This is a genomic window from Oerskovia merdavium, from assembly GCF_014836755.1.
Lineage (GTDB): Bacteria > Actinomycetota > Actinomycetes > Actinomycetales > Cellulomonadaceae > Oerskovia > Oerskovia merdavium.
Genome location: NZ_JACSQF010000004.1, coordinates 240,094 through 253,363 on the forward strand (window position 1 = coordinate 240,094; position 13,270 = coordinate 253,363).

A 13,270-nucleotide genomic window follows, 5' to 3' on the forward strand; every position below is an offset into this window, starting at 1 on the left:
CCGCGGCACGCTCCCGCGCGCGGTCAGACCTCGCGCAGGACCTCGCGCGCGAACTTCACGGACCGTTCGCGCAGCCCTGCGATGCGCCGCTCGACGAGCCCTGCCGGGTCCTGCCCGGCCTCGACGATCGTCGGCTTGCGGCGCACGTTCCTCGAGCAGCCGAACGCGGTGCAGATCAGGGTGCCGATCGTGTCGCCGTTGCGGCCGGCCGCACCGGCCCGACGCACGACGTACAGCGAGACGTCGTCGGTCGCGATGACGTCCTCGCACCAGGCGCACACCGCGCGGCGGCGAGACGCCGTGCCCTCGGGGGCACGCAGCGCGAGACCCACCAGGGCGTCGTCGACGGTCAGGACCACGTAGGCGCGCAGCGGCGCCTTGCGGTCCACCCACCCCAGGTAGTCGAGGCGGTCCCAGCGAAGGTCCGCCAGGTCGGAGGGGAGCGTGAGCTGGGACGCCTCACGGCGCGAGGCGTTCACGAAGGACGCGCGGATCTGCTTCTCGGTCAGGGGGTTCATGGTTCTACCACTCTCGTGCGGAGGGGCCGTCGTGAGCGCGGCGCGCTGCTCGGCCGACGAGGGTCGGCAGGTGCGTGCGTCGAGCGACGGCAGGAGGGGGCCGGTCCGTCCGGCGACACGAGGTCACCGGGGGACGGGACGTCCGCCGAGGTACGCCGATCGGCCGACGTGACCGTGCGGTCCGTCGGGGTGGCGCCGTGGGGCGTCAGGCGTGCTGGGCGGGCGTCCGGCCCGCGCCCGAGCAGGCCAGGACGGCCGCCCCGCTTCCTCGCTGCATCGTGATGCGCTCCAAGATCAGGTGGCCGTGGGCTCGTCCCACGGCACAGCTCTCCGTCGATGGTACGCCCGACGGCGGAGCCGCCCCAGGAGATTTCGGTCACCGCACGTGGGGGCCCGCCGGGCGCCCCGCCGGGCGCCCCGCCGGGCGCCCCGCCGGGCGCCCCGTGCGGACGGGGCGGGCTGGAGGCGTACCCTCGGGGCGCTCGCAGGCCCACCCCGACGTACGGTGGCGTGATGACGGACGCCCCGACGGGGAGCGCGAGCGCCCCGCAGCTCGTGCGACACGCGCTGACCGACGTGTGGCGAACGGTCCGCCGGGCAGACTTCGCGATCGCCTACTGCACCGTGGTCCTCCTGGTCGCGGTCGTGCTGTGGTTCCTGCCCGACGGGACCCGCGACCAGGTCCTGGAGGACACGAGCACCAACCTCGCGAACCTGCGCGACCGCCCCTTCTCGGTGCTCCTCGCGAGCGCGTTCGTCATCTCGAGCGCGGGCGAGGTGCTCCTGGTGCTCCAGCTCCTGGTGGTGCTGGCCTATGCGCAACGGTTCGTCGGCCGGCTCGGGGCGCTCGCGGTCGGGTTCATGGGCCACGTCGGGGCCACGGTCTTCACGGCCATGGTCCTGACGACCGGGATCTTCCACGGGTTCGTCAACCCGGGCGTCGCGAGGGTCGACGACGTCGGGGTCAGCTACGTCATGGCGACCGTGATGGGGTTCCTCACCGTGGTGGTGCCGCGCCGGTGGCGCTGGTGGTGGATCGCGTTCGTGGTCGTCTACTGGGTGGGCCCCGGGTTCCTGGAGCGGAACTTCGCGGCGGTCGGTCACACGACCGCGCTGGTCATCGGGCTCACGGTCGCGTTCGTCGCGGGGCGGACCCGGCAGGCGGCCGGGTGGGCGGGGGATATCCCGGGGCGTTGACCCTGGCGGGGTCGGAGGTGTTCCCGGTGCCGCTCCCGCGGGGTCGCGCGTCCGGGCGGAGCGACGAAATGCACGAAGGGCCCGCCTCCTCAGGACGAGGAGGCGGGCCCTTCGCTCTGCCACCGCGGCCGGACGGGGCGCGACGAGCGCGCGGTGGCGGCCTGGGGGAGCGGGTGGGTCAGGCGGTCCGACCGTTGCGGCCGCGCACCGCCCCGTAGATGCCCAGCACGATGACCGAGCCGACGATCGCCAGCAGCCACGTCTGGATCGAGAAGAAGTTCTCGAGCGGGGCCGAGAACAGGACGCTCCCGAGCCAGCCGCCGAGCAGGGCGCCGACGATGCCGAGGAGGATCGTCATGAGGATCGATCCGGTCTGCTTGCCCGGGAGGATGGCGCGAGCGATAAGTCCGGCGAGCAGTCCCAGAACGATGAATGCGATGAAACCCATGTCATTCTCCTTTTGTCCCGAATGTGCCGTATTGGCCGGTAAGTACATACCTTGACACCCCTCGACGGGACTCGCACCCCGAATGGGGTAGATCGTCGGACACGTCACGTTCCGGCCGATTCGGGTTGCGACGGGTCGCGACGGGTGCCACCACGCGCACCCGTGCGCGCGGCCCGACGACCCGTCGGGCGCGCGCCGCGCCCCGGTCGTACCGTGGGGGAATGACCGAGGACCGAGGGATCCGGCAGTACATCGGCGACCTGGTGGCAGAGGAGCGTCGCCTGCGCGACGAGCTCGCCGGCGGGGAGATCAGCGCGTCAGAGGAGCACGAGCGGCTCCGTGCGATCGAGACCGAGCTCGACCAGTGCTGGGACCTGCTGCGCCAGCGCGACGCCGCACGGGAGTTCGGGAGCGACCCGGATGCCGCGTCGATCCGGGATGCCGGTACGGTGGAGCACTACCTGGACTGACGGCCGATCGCCTCGCGTGCGTGACGTCGTCGGGCAGACGCCTCCCGCTCGCGCGGGGGAACCCCGCGAGACCCCACCGAACGACACGACCAGTACGGAGCGAAGAGCATGAGCAGCCAGACGACGCAGCGCAACGAGGCCACCGAGCGAGCCGGGGCCATCGCCCGCTTCCTCGTGGCCTTCATCCTGTTCGTGGGCGGGATGGTCGCCTTCGGGTGGGCTTTCACGGTCGACTCGGGTCACGCCTGGATCTTCTCCGCGGGCCTCGTGATGGTGACCCTCGGCTGCTTCATCCCGATGGCCGGACGGGACCGCTGACGCCGGACCGCACGCACGACGAGGGGCCCAGCACCGCACGGTGCTGGGCCCCTCGTCGATCTCCGTGACCGTCCGCCGTGCCCTCGGAGCGGCAGCGCGTCCGGCTGGGCCCACGTCAGGCGGTGCCCACGTCAGGCTGGGCCCTCCTCAGGCTGGGCCCTCCTCAGGCTGGGCCCCCTCAGGCGATGCGCGGGAGCTGCGCGAGCGCGGCGACGACCTCGATCGCGTCGGCCTTGCCCAGCTGGACCTTCTGCGCCATGAAGGCTTTGGTGGCCACGCTCTCCTCGGGCAGGCCCGAGCCCGCGAAGACCTCCATGAGGGCGCGCGCGTCGGCCTCGGGCAGACGGAAGCTCACGACCTGCGTGATGTTGCGCAGGATCGCGGTGCGGTCGGTCTCCGAGAACCCGAAGCGCAGCGTGAGCGAGCCCTGCTCGATCCGCGTGTACGCGTAGGTGACGTCGGAGAACGGGCGGGCGGGCCCGTCGCCGATGCGCAGGGTGCGGGCCGCGAGGTCGACCGAGAACGGCGTCGCCTGGCGCACCCAGTAGACGAGGAACGGGACGATGATCGCGAGCACCGCGACGAGCGCGATGACGAGGTACAGCCCGAAGCTCTCCTCGTCGCCGAACCGCAGGAACGCGATGATCGTGAGCAGCGCCGCGGCCAGGAACGGGGAGGCGGCGGCCGTCAGCCGCATCTTCTTGCGGCCCTCGACCCAGAGCGGCTGGTCGGTCGTGGTCGGTACGGGTGCGGCGGCGTGCATGGTTCCCCCATCGGGACGGAAGCCTCGCCCCATGGTGGAGCGATGACGTGCGCGCCGATTCTACTGGTAGCGGCTCCCCGACGGAATGGGGAGAGCTCCCCGGGGAGCTCAGGGCGTCAGCCGAGCTGTGCGCGCACCGCGTTCGTCGCCGAGACGAGGTTCTCGAGCGAGGCCACGGTCTCCTCGTAGCGACGCGTCTTGAGGCCGCAGTCGGGGTTGACCCACACGAGCCGGGAGTCGATCGACTTCACGGCGAGCTCGAGGAGCTCGGTGACCTCCTCGGTCGAGGGGACGCGCGGCGAGTGGATGTCGTACACGCCCGGGCCGATCCCGCGCGCGTAGCCGGCCTCGGCCAGCTCGGGCACGATCTCCATGCGCGAGCGCGCCGCCTCGACCGACGTCACGTCGGCGTCGAGCCCGTCGATCGCGCCGATGACCTCGCCGAACTCCGAGTAGCACAGGTGCGTGTGGATCTGCGTCTCGGCCTCGACGCCCGCGGTCGCGAGGCGGAACGAGCTGACGGACCAGTCGAGGTACGCGGCCTGGTCGTCCTTGCGCAGCGGCAGGAGCTCGCGCAGCGCGGGCTCGTCGACCTGGATGATGCCGATCCCGGCCGCCTCGAGGTCCGCGATCTCGTCGCGCAGCGCCAGGCCCACCTGGTTGGCCGTGTCGCCCAGCGGCTGGTCGTCGCGCACGAACGACCACGCGAGGATCGTGACCGGACCGGTCAGCATGCCCTTGACCGGCTTCTCGGTGAGCGACGCCGTGAACGTCGACCAGTCGACCGTGATGGGGGCCGGACGCGTGACGTCGCCCCACAGGATCGGCGGGCGCACGCAGCGCGAGCCGTAGGACTGGACCCAGCCGTTGGCCGTGACCGCGAACCCGTCGAGGTTCTCCGCGAAGTACTGGACCATGTCGTTGCGCTCGGGCTCGCCGTGCACCAGGACGTCCAGGCCGATCTGCTCCTGGAGCTCGACGACGCGGCGGATCTCGTCCTGCATCGCGGCCGTGTAGTCGGCGTCGGACAGCTCGCCCTTGACGTTGAGCGCGCGTGCCCGGCGGATCTCCGGGGTCTGCGGGAACGAGCCGATGGTCGTGGTCGGCAGCGGCGGGAGGTTCAGCTTGGCCTGCTGGGCTGCCGCGCGCTCGGCGTAGTCGCCGCGCGAGAAGTCGCCCGCGGTCAGGGCTGCGGCGCGCTCGCGCACCGCAGGCACGACGACGCCGCTCGCCACCGCGCGCGAGGCCACCGCGGCGCGGGACGCCTCGATCTGGTCGGCGACCGCGTCCCGACCCTCGGTCAGCGCACGAGCGAGGATCGCGACCTCGCCGACCTTCTGGTCGGCGAACGCGAGCCAGTCGCGCAGGCGGGGGTCGATCGAACCGTTCGTCCAGTCCTCGGCCTCGACGTCGTGCGGGACGTGCAGGAGCGAGGTCGACGTGCCGACCGTGACGGCACCGGCGCCCAGGCCGGACAGGTCGTCGACGAGCGCGAGCTTCGCCGCGAGGTCGGCACGCCACACGTTGTGTCCGTCGATCACACCCGCGACGACCGTCTTGGCCTCGAGGCCCGCGACGCGACCCGTCGGGACGGCGCCCCTGACGAGGTCGAGCGAGATCGCCTCGACATCGGTCGCGGCCAGGAGCGCGAGGCCGTCGAGGCCGTCCTCCCCGGAGGCGACGAGCCCGCCGAACGGCGCTCCCACGAGGATCGCGGGACGCTCGGTGCCCACCGCGAGCTCGGTCGCGAGCACCCGGTACGCCTCGGTGATCGCGGCGCGGACCTCGGCGGCGGGCACGTCGATCGAGTCGGACACGAGCACGGGCTCGTCGAGCTGCACCCACGGTGCCCCCGCTGCGGCCAGGGCGCGCAGCAGCTCGACGTACACGGGCAGGACGTCCGCGAGGCGCGAGAGCGGGCTGAAGCCGGGCGCGCTGTCGTCGGCGGCCTTGGACAGCGCGAGGAACGTGACGGGCCCGACGACGACGGGCCGGGTCACGACGCCCGCGTCCTTCGCCTCGACGAACTGGCGCACGATGCGGTCGTCCGCGAAGCGGAACGGCGTGGTCTCGCTGATCTCGGGGACCAGGTAGTGGTAGTTCGTGTCGAACCACTTGGTCATCTCGAGCGGGGCGTCCTCACCGGCGCCGCGTGCGACCGTGAAGTAGCCCGCGAGGTCCAGCGCGCCCTTCTCGTCGGTGAGCGACGCGAAGCGCGACGGGACCGCCCCGAGGAGAGCGACGACGTCGAGCACCTGGTCGTAGTAGGAGAACGAGCCGGGCACGGCGCCCGACGAGGCCTCGAGCCCCAGGTCGACGAGACGCTGGGCGGCCGCGACGCGCAGTGCCGAGGCCGTGGCCTCGAGCTCGTCGGCGGTGATCTTGCCGGCCCAGAAGGACTCGACGGCCTTCTTGAGCTCGCGGCGCGGGCCGATGCGGGGGTAGCCGAGGACGGAACCGGACGGGAACGTGGGTGCACTCATGGTGATTACCTCTGAACTGGTCAGACCGATGCGCTGCCGAGGGCAGGCTCGGAGGAGGGAAGGGGAGTGCCGGAGACCCACGGCCCGCTGGCCAGGTCGGGGGTGCGGGACGAGACGCCGCCGGCGTCCCCCGCTGCCCCACCGCCGAGGTCGACTCCCTCGAGCAGGTCTAGAGCGGCTTGGTGCTTGTTGAAGGTGTAGATGTGGAGGCCGGGCGCGCCGGCCGCGAGGACCTGGCGCGCGAGCTCGACCGAGTGGCGGATGCCCAGGGCGTGGCGCGCGGCGGGGTCCTGCTCGGCCTCGAGGGCCTCGACGACGCGCCGCGGTGCCGGGACGCCCGTGAGCTCCTCGACGCGTGCGAGGCGGGCCGGGTCCGTCATGGGCAGCAGCCCTGCGAGGATCGGGATGGTGACGCCGGCCGCGCGCGCCTCGGCGACGAAGTCGATGTACGACGAGGCCTCGTAGAAGAGCTGTGTGATCGCGAAGTCCGCACCGGCCTGCTGCTTCTGCCACAGGCGGCGCACCTCCTGGGTGCGGCTCGTGCCCGCAGCGAGGTTGCCGTCGGGGAACGTCGCGACCGCGATGGTCAGGGGCCGCGCCGCGCCGCGCAGCGCGACGCTCGGGCTCGCGGCGCAGCGCGCGGCCTCGACCTCGCGCAGCAGGGCCACGAGCTCGGTGCTCGACCGCACGCCGTCCTCGGCGGGGCGCCAGTCGGGCTGGTCGCGCGGGGGGTCCCCGCGCAGGGCGAGGAAGCTGCGCACGCCCGCGTCGAGGAAGTCCGTGATGACGTCCTCGACGTCCTCGCGCGAGGCCCCCACGCAGGTCAGGTGCGCGATGGGCAGCACGGGTGTGCCGTGCAGGAGCTGGCTGATGACGCGGCGCGAGGTCTCGCGGTCCGTGCCGGCCGCGCCGTAGGTGACCGACACGAAGTCGGGGGAGGTCGCGACGAGCCGGCGCGCGGTCTCCCAGAACTTGGGTGCGGCGTCGGGGCGGCGCGGGGGCATGAGCTCGAACGACACCGTGGGTCGCGGTGCCTCGTGCCCGAAGTGCCCCAGGTCGACGATGCTCATCGGGCGACCGCCGGGAGGGCGAGGGGGGCGCCGACGGTGGCCACAGCAACGGTCGCCGTGCGGCTCGTGCGGTGGACGGTGCGCCGGGCCCCGGTGTGCGGGGTTGCGCGGAATGATGCCTCGGTCATGAATCGCTCCATCGAACCTGGCTGTAGCACCCGTACCCGCGGGAGGCTTCCGTTGGGGGGTTGCTGCGGTGTCAACGAGCCAGGACTCTCGACCGCTCTGGATGGTGTTGATGATCGTAGGGGGAATCCATGATCTGAGCCAGTATCTGCTCGAAGGGTGAGACAGAAGGGTCTGACGGTACGTTTCGACCCGTTTCACGGTGCTCGCGTACTCCCGCGCGGTGCTTCGTCGGTCCCGCGGACGCTCTCCCAACGTACGCCCGTCGGCCGTTCCGAGGGAGGTCGGGGCGCCCGCCGGTGACCACTAGGCTCCGACCGTGCCCCGCCGACGCAGCCAGCAGACCGTCACGTTCGTGCTCGACGACTCCCCGGAGGGACACGCCCTCGACGTGCCGGACGGTCATGGCTCGCGAGACCCCGCGGGAGGGCAGGGTGGACCGGCGCGCAAGGCGGGTTCCCCGCAGGCCCGACGACGTCGCGCGGCCCTCGTGGTCGGCGTCGCCGCGCTGGGCGTCGCACTCGCCGTGGTGCTCGTGAACCGCCCGCCGACGCAGGACGACACGCACGAGGCGATCGAGAAGACCGACGCCGGCGTGCTCGACCGGAGCAATGCACCACGCGACCTGTGGAGCGTCCCGACCGACGGGGGGACGCCCTTCGTCGTCGACGACCTGCTGGTGCTGCCGGGTCGCTCGGGTCTCGCCGGGTTCGACGTCGGGACGGGCACCCAGCGCTGGCGGCTCGATGAGCTCGCGGGACAGGTCTGCACCGCGAGCCCCGAGGCCTCGGCCGGTCGCACCGACCCCGCGGGCCCTGCCGCGGGAGACGAGTCGGCGAGGTCCGTCGTGTGCCTCGAGACCGCGGCCGACCGGGTGACCGCGCAGCTCGTGAGCCTCGACGGCTCGGTGGTGGCCGGGGTAGTGCTCGACCCGGCGGCAGGGACCCCGACCGTCGGCGTCGGCGGCGTGATCCTCCAGGCGACCAGGGACGCGGCCGGGGCCGTCGTGCGCGCCACCGACCTGCGCACGGGCGAGGCCGCGTGGGAGCAGCGGCTGACCGTGCGGGAGACGGGGGCGGAGTGGACGTGCGGGACGTCGTACGGTGAAGCCCTGCGTATCGACGTCCGGTCGGGCGTGGCCGGGGTGTACGGGTGCGGTCTCCTGTCGTTCGTGACCGCCGGCGGCCTGGTCCTCGACGAGCCGGTGGCCCTGACGACGGTTGCCGCGCTGGGGGACGGGACGTTCCTCCGGTCGTCGGGCACGGCCTTGGCGGGGCCCGTGGATGCCGTCGCGGCCGACGGCACGGTGCGGTGGACGAGCGAGGGCCTGGTGCTCGAGGGCGGCGTGAGCGACAGGACGGCCTCGGACCTGGTCCTGCTGGACCAGGGTGAGGCGTTGCTCGCGCTGCACCCCGACGGTGCGACCGCCTGGACCGCGCAGGTCGCAGCGCGGCAGGTCCTCGTCCGGACCGCGGACGCCGTGATCGTGCAGACCGTCGACCGGGAGACCGTCGCGCTCGATCCCGCGACGGGCGCCGAGCGGTGGCGGCGCGCCGTGGGCCCGCTGTCCGACGCGGTGCCGCAGCTCGTCGGTGGCACTGCCGCGGACCGAGCCACGGCCGTCCTGGTGGGGCCGGCCGCGTCGGCGGGCTACACCGTGGTCGCGCTGGACCTCGCGAGCGGCGACGTCCGGTGGACCCAGGAGCACGTCGGGGATCCCGATGTGTTCCAGGCGTCGCAGGGGCGGTTGCGGTCCGACCGGTCGGCGGTGACCGGGTTGGGATGAGGTGGTCGCGCGGCGCTCGCGGCCGGGTGAGGTCCCGCACGTCGCCGTCGCCCGGGCCCCGGCGGATGGGCGTTCGACCTGCCCGGGCCATACCCTGGCGGATATGGACACCGAAGAACGTCTGGCCGTCTTCCTCGACTACGACAACCTCGCGCTGGGCGCGCGCGACCACCTGGGCGGGATGACCTTCGACTTCAAGCCGATCGCCGACGCGCTCGCCGCGCGCGGTCGGGTCGTGGTCCGCCGCGCCTACGCCGACTGGTCCTACTTCGACGAGGACCGTCGCTCCCTGACCCGTCACCAGGTCGAGCTCATCGAGATGCCCCAGCGCATGGGGGCCTCTCGCAAGAACGCCGCCGACATCAAGATGGTCGTCGACGCGATCGAGATGGCGTTCGAGCGGGAGTACATCTCGACCTTCGTCATGTGCACGGGGGACAGCGACTTCTCGCCCCTGGTGCACAAGCTGCGTGAGCTCAACAAGCGCGTGATCGGGATCGGCGTCGAGAACTCGACGTCCAAGCTGCTGCCCCCGGCGTGCGACGAGTTCCTCTTCTACGACCGCCTCGAGGGCGTCGAGATCCCCGACGAGCCCGTCGAGCGCAAGCGGTCCTCGAACAGCTCGAACCGCAGCACCGCGCGCAAGTCCTCGGGCCGCTCGTCGGGTTCGTCGAGCACCTCGGGCAAGGCCGCGGCGGCTTCCGCTACCGAGTCCGCGACGCCGCCCGCGTCGACCAGATCGGCCGCGTCGACCGCGGAGGCGGCCACCGAGCCCGTACCTTCGCTGCCCGAGCCGACCCCTGCCCCGCTGGACGTCGAGGCCGAGCTCGAGTCCGCGGTCGGGCACGGGGCCTCCTCCCGGTCGGAGGACGAGGACCTCGCGGTCCTCGTCGCGCAGACCCTCGCGGACCTGTCGAGCTCGTCGAGCGGGGCCGTCGTGGCCTCGACGCTCAAGCGCACGCTGCTGCGCAAGGACCCGACGTTCAGCGAGGCCGACTACGGCTTCCGCAACTTCGGCGAGTTCCTGCGCTACCTCGAGGAGCGCGGCGTGGTGCAGCTCAGCGCGGGCCCCGCGACGGGCGACCCCGAGGTCTCGCTGCCCGAGCGCGGGCACGCGGGCGACGACTTCGCGCTGCTGCGCACGGTCGTGGGGGAGCAGGGGGACTCGGCACCGTTGTCGGGCCTCAAGAACCAGCTCCGCAAGAAGCGCCCCGACTTCAGCGAGAAGGCGCTCGGCTACCGCAGCTTCCTGCAGTTCTGCAAGGCTGCGCAGACCGCGGGCGCGATCGAGCTGCGCTGGGACGACGACGCCGACGACTACCTGGTCACCGTCGCGTCCCGCTGAGCGGACCCGTCACGAGGGCACGCCCGAGAGCTAGGCTCCGGGCGTGCCCTTTCGACGCCGAGAGCAACCTCGCCCGATCACCTTCGAGGCGGTCGACGACCTGGACGACGGTGACGACCTCTTCGCGCCGCGGCCCGGGGGCTGGGGCGCGCCCGGCGGCGCGCCAGGAGGCCGCGGCATGCCCCTGCCCGACGGCGCAGCGCACCCGGGAGCGGACGTCGCCACCGGTTCGGCGGGCGCGGGAGGCGGGACCGGGGCCGTGCTGGACGCGTCTGCGCCGGACGGGGCCGCTCGGGAGGACGCACCGACGGATCCGCGTGCCCGGAGGCGCCGACGCGTGCTCCTCGGCGGGGTCGCGGCCGCGCTCGTCCTGGTCCTCGGCGGCCTGACCCTGGTGGACGTGGTGCGCGCCCGGCAGGCCGAGGCGCTGCTGCGGGCGGTGCCCGGTGGCGTCGTCGGGCTCGAGCGACCACCGCGCGAGCTGTGGACCGTCGACGTCGGTGAGGCCTGGCCGCTCGTGGCGGGCGAGCTCTTCGTCGTCATCGCCGCCGATGGCGCGCTCGTCGCGTACGACCGCGCGACGGGCGCCGAGGCGTGGCGGCACGAAGGTCTGCCGTCCCCGCAGTGCGGCACTTTCGACGGCCCGTCACCGGGGAGCCTCGACGCACGATCGATCACGTGCCTGGGCTGGGCCGAGACGGAGGAGGGCGCCCCGGCCTTCACGCTCCCCCCGAGCTCGGTCACGATCCTCGGGCTGGACGGGAGGACCGTGGCCGAGCGCGCTCTGGACCCCGCCCGAGGTGACGCCGCGGTTCTCTCGACCGGTGAGCTGGCGAGGGTGGCTCGGGACGGACGTGACGTCGTCGTGCTCGTCGAGGACGCCCGCACGGGCGAGGTGCGCTGGACGCAGACCGTGCCCACGCGCACGTCCGACAGCTCGTGCATGGCCTACCAGGAGGACGGCGCGACGGTCGACGGCTGGGACGAGGTGCAGCTCTACGGCATGTACGGAACACTCATGCTCCTCGGGTGCGACGTGAATGCCAGCCTGTCGAGCGACGGGACGGTCCTCTCCACGGACCTGACCCGCATGCAGCCGCTCCGCGACGGGCGGCTCCTCCGGGGCGGGCTCGCGGAGTCCGAGCTCCTGGACGCCGACGGGACGGTGCTCTGGAGCGCCCAGGGCGAGCTCATGGAGCCCCTCGCGACGGACGGCACGGGGCCGCCCCTGCTGTTCTCGAGGAGAGGGCCCGGGTTCGTGGCGCTCGACGAGGCGGGTGACGAGCGGTGGACCTTCTCCGGCTACGCCACCCAGGTGCTCCTCGTCACCCGTGACGTGACCGTCATCTCGTCCTACCCGGGAGCGGTGGCCGTGGACTCGGCCACGGGCGAGGAGGTGTGGGCGTGGAGGGACCCCGCGGTCGGAGGGACGAACGGCCAGGTCGCGGCGGCCTTCGCGAGCCGCGGCGGGCTGACGATCGCCTACGGCGAGGACGACGGCGCGCAGTCCCGCTGGGTGTCGATCGACGTGGCCGACGGGAGCACGCGATGGGAGGAGCAGGTGGCCGTCGACGCGTGGAGCCTCTTCGCGGTCGGTGGCGGCGTGTTCGGCACCAGGAACGGGACGGTCGTCGCGTTCGGTTGACGAGACCCTGAGCCGTCGCGAGGTGCGCGCAGAACCAGACGCCGTGAACATCTGTGCAATCCCGGGAGTTCTCCCCGGTGGTCCGCCGCGCGACCACGGCGCACCACGCCCGGGCGGGCGGTCGTCGTCGGGCACCGCTGCACGTCGGTGCACAATGTACGGATGACTTACCGGGTGCTGAAGCTGATCCTGTCGCTCCTGGCCTACGCGTTCCTGAGGCCACGCGTGACCGGTCTGAACAACATCCCCCGGCGCGGACCCGTCATCCTCGCGAGCAACCATCTGTCGTTCGTGGACTCGCTCCTCATCCCGATCGTCGCCCCGCGCCACGTCACGTTCCTCGCCAAGGCCGAGTACTTCACCGGCACGGGGCTCAAGGGGCGCGTCTCGCGCTGGTTCTTCACGACCCTCGGTCACATCCCTGTGCAGCGCGACGACCCGCGCGCCGGCCAGCGCTCGCTCGAGGACGCGCTCGAGGTGCTCAACAACGGGGGCGCGTTCGGGATCTACCCCGAGGGCACGCGCTCGCGCGACGGCAAGCTCCACAAGGGGCACACCGGCGTCGCCTGGCTAGCGCTCGCGGGCCACGCGCCGATCGTGCCGGTCGCGATCAAGGGCACCGACAAGGTCCAGCCGGTCGGGGCGCGCCTCCCGCGCATCCACCGCGTGACGGTCGAGTTCGGCACGCCCATCGAGCCCGCGCGGCAGATCACCTCGGGGAAGCCCGCGCAGGCGCGTCGCGAGCTCACCGACCAGGTCATGGAGTCGATCCACGCGATGAGCGGCCAGCAGCGCGCGAGCTGAGCCTCGCCGCCCGGCGGGCCGCGGGCCCGCGCCGGGACACGCCCGTTCCTGAGAAGGACGTGCAGGTCGCGCCCCGTCATGATGTGCTCGGGGCAGGGCCACGTGCCTCAGGGATCGTGCCGGGCGGGTCCGTCCGTCGCGGCCGCGACCCAGGGCATCCGACTTGACCTCAACCCTGGTTGAGGTCCTAGCGTGGCCGACACCGAACGAGAGGACTCACCATGGCTGTCTACACCCTTCCCGAGCTGTCGTACGACTACGGCGCACTCGAGCCCCACATCTCCGGCCGCATCATGG

At 72.7% G+C, this 13,270-nt stretch carries 12 protein-coding genes, 1 pseudogene and 1 riboswitch; of the genes and pseudogenes, 8 read left to right on the plus strand and 5 right to left on the minus strand.

What is annotated here, in order from left to right; all coding sequences use genetic code 11:
• Nucleotides 1-23 precede the first annotated feature (23 nt).
• Complete coding sequence (locus tag H9641_RS05995) at nt 24-518, minus strand: FBP domain-containing protein (RefSeq protein WP_191801899.1); 495 nt, start codon at nt 516-518, stop codon at nt 24-26.
• 513 nt (nt 519-1,031) lie between these two features.
• Between H9641_RS05995 and H9641_RS06000 the strand changes: the two genes are divergently transcribed.
• Nucleotides 1,032-1,715: a rhomboid-like protein gene (locus tag H9641_RS06000; RefSeq protein WP_191801901.1), complete on the plus strand. Its 684-nt coding sequence runs from the start codon at nt 1,032-1,034 to the stop codon at nt 1,713-1,715.
• A gap of 178 nt (nt 1,716-1,893) precedes the next feature.
• Here the strand turns inward: H9641_RS06000 and H9641_RS06005 are convergent, their stop codons facing one another.
• Entirely contained in the window at nt 1,894-2,163 is a 270-nt protein-coding gene (locus H9641_RS06005; RefSeq protein ID WP_191801902.1) for a GlsB/YeaQ/YmgE family stress response membrane protein, read from the minus strand.
• A gap of 221 nt (nt 2,164-2,384) precedes the next feature.
• On the opposite strand from H9641_RS06005, the gene H9641_RS06010 reads away from it, so the two are divergent.
• Both H9641_RS06010 and H9641_RS06015 read left to right on the plus strand, forming a co-directional pair.
• Nucleotides 2,385-2,633, plus strand: a complete 249-nt coding sequence (locus H9641_RS06010; protein WP_191801903.1) for a DUF2630 family protein — start codon at nt 2,385-2,387, stop codon at nt 2,631-2,633.
• Nucleotides 2,634-2,741: 108 nt separating this feature from the next.
• Nucleotides 2,742-2,951: a hypothetical protein gene (locus tag H9641_RS06015; protein WP_191801904.1), complete on the plus strand. Its 210-nt coding sequence runs from the start codon at nt 2,742-2,744 to the stop codon at nt 2,949-2,951.
• A 178-nt stretch (nt 2,952-3,129) separates the two neighbouring features.
• Here H9641_RS06015 and H9641_RS06020 read toward each other — a convergent pair whose 3' ends face one another.
• The 3 genes from H9641_RS06020 to H9641_RS06030 all read right to left on the minus strand — a co-directional run bounded on the left by H9641_RS06020 (nt 3,130) and on the right by H9641_RS06030 (nt 7,267).
• On the minus strand, nt 3,130-3,714 hold the full coding sequence (locus H9641_RS06020; protein ID WP_191801908.1) for a hypothetical protein: 585 nt from the start codon (nt 3,712-3,714) through the stop codon (nt 3,130-3,132).
• 116 nt (nt 3,715-3,830) lie between these two features.
• Complete coding sequence (gene metE, locus H9641_RS06025; protein WP_191801910.1) at nt 3,831-6,197, minus strand: 5-methyltetrahydropteroyltriglutamate--homocysteine S-methyltransferase; 2,367 nt, start codon at nt 6,195-6,197, stop codon at nt 3,831-3,833.
• A gap of 20 nt (nt 6,198-6,217) precedes the next feature.
• The gene (locus H9641_RS06030; protein ID WP_191801911.1) at nt 6,218-7,267 is read right to left on the minus strand and encodes a methylenetetrahydrofolate reductase; all 1,050 of its coding nucleotides are present in this window, start codon (nt 7,265-7,267) and stop codon (nt 6,218-6,220) included.
• 133 nt (nt 7,268-7,400) lie between these two features.
• Nucleotides 7,401-7,503, minus strand: a riboswitch (SAM riboswitch).
• A gap of 209 nt (nt 7,504-7,712) precedes the next feature.
• Here H9641_RS06030 and H9641_RS20645 point away from each other — a divergent pair.
• From H9641_RS20645 to H9641_RS06055, 5 genes and pseudogenes are all read left to right on the plus strand, one after another.
• Entirely contained in the window at nt 7,713-9,179 is a 1,467-nt protein-coding gene (locus tag H9641_RS20645) for an outer membrane protein assembly factor BamB family protein (RefSeq protein WP_191801912.1), read from the plus strand.
• A gap of 103 nt (nt 9,180-9,282) precedes the next feature.
• Entirely contained in the window at nt 9,283-10,524 is a 1,242-nt protein-coding gene (locus tag H9641_RS06040; RefSeq protein ID WP_191801914.1) for an NYN domain-containing protein, read from the plus strand.
• 43 nt (nt 10,525-10,567) lie between these two features.
• Nucleotides 10,568-12,169, plus strand: coding sequence for an outer membrane protein assembly factor BamB family protein (locus H9641_RS06045; RefSeq protein ID WP_191801915.1), 1,602 nt, complete (start codon nt 10,568-10,570; stop codon nt 12,167-12,169).
• 162 nt (nt 12,170-12,331) lie between these two features.
• Nucleotides 12,332-12,973 carry a lysophospholipid acyltransferase family protein gene (locus H9641_RS06050; protein WP_191801917.1) on the plus strand — a complete coding sequence of 214 codons (642 nt, stop codon included), beginning with the start codon at nt 12,332-12,334 and terminating at the stop codon, nt 12,971-12,973.
• A 221-nt stretch (nt 12,974-13,194) separates the two neighbouring features.
• Nucleotides 13,195-13,270: pseudogene (locus H9641_RS06055) on the plus strand (superoxide dismutase); the annotation flags it as partial.

What these genes read in the sequence shown, in the direction of transcription:
- H9641_RS05995 (WP_191801899.1), bottom strand. Translation starts at nt 518, where the DNA reads ATGAACCCCCTGACCGAGAAGCAGATCCGCGCGTCCTTCGTGAACGCC.
- H9641_RS06000 (WP_191801901.1), top strand. Translation starts at nt 1,032, where the DNA reads ATGACGGACGCCCCGACGGGGAGCGCGAGCGCCCCGCAGCTCGTGCGA.
- H9641_RS06005 (WP_191801902.1), bottom strand. Translation starts at nt 2,163, where the DNA reads ATGGGTTTCATCGCATTCATCGTTCTGGGACTGCTCGCCGGACTTATC.
- H9641_RS06010 (WP_191801903.1), top strand. Translation starts at nt 2,385, where the DNA reads ATGACCGAGGACCGAGGGATCCGGCAGTACATCGGCGACCTGGTGGCA.
- H9641_RS06015 (WP_191801904.1), top strand. Translation starts at nt 2,742, where the DNA reads ATGAGCAGCCAGACGACGCAGCGCAACGAGGCCACCGAGCGAGCCGGG.
- H9641_RS06020 (WP_191801908.1), bottom strand. Translation starts at nt 3,714, where the DNA reads ATGCACGCCGCCGCACCCGTACCGACCACGACCGACCAGCCGCTCTGG.
- metE (WP_191801910.1), bottom strand. Translation starts at nt 6,197, where the DNA reads ATGAGTGCACCCACGTTCCCGTCCGGTTCCGTCCTCGGCTACCCCCGC.
- H9641_RS06030 (WP_191801911.1), bottom strand. Translation starts at nt 7,267, where the DNA reads ATGAGCATCGTCGACCTGGGGCACTTCGGGCACGAGGCACCGCGACCC.
- H9641_RS06040 (WP_191801914.1), top strand. Translation starts at nt 9,283, where the DNA reads ATGGACACCGAAGAACGTCTGGCCGTCTTCCTCGACTACGACAACCTC.
- H9641_RS06050 (WP_191801917.1), top strand. Translation starts at nt 12,332, where the DNA reads ATGACTTACCGGGTGCTGAAGCTGATCCTGTCGCTCCTGGCCTACGCG.